We start from the raw sequence: 252 nt of genomic DNA, 5'->3' as shown, positions 1-252 counted from the left end.
ACCGCGTCGAACAGATCGTCTTCGCCGACGGCACCGTCTGGGATACCTCCGTCCTCGCCGCCGCACCCTGGGAAGTCCTCACCGACCCCATCGTCGGCACCGACTACAACGAGAGCATCAGCGGGCGCAACGGCGGCGACGAGGTCATCGAGGCCCGTGCCGGCAACGACTACCTCTACGGCCTCGACGGCAATGACGTGCTGCGCGGCGAAGCCGGCACCGACAGCCTCTATGGCGGCAACGGCAACGACA

The 252-nt window shown here is 67.5% G+C and carries 1 protein-coding gene; it reads left to right on the top strand.

The genetic code is table 11. The features are described from left to right. On the top strand, positions 1-252 hold a 252-nt coding region (locus tag GPA25_RS23790), incomplete at both ends, for a calcium-binding protein (protein ID WP_281357768.1).

Origin of the sequence: Aromatoleum diolicum (assembly GCF_012910955.1) — a bacterium.
In the GTDB taxonomy this organism is placed as follows: domain Bacteria; phylum Pseudomonadota; class Gammaproteobacteria; order Burkholderiales; family Rhodocyclaceae; genus Aromatoleum; species Aromatoleum diolicum.
This window is presented reverse-complemented; position numbering and strand designations above follow the sequence as displayed.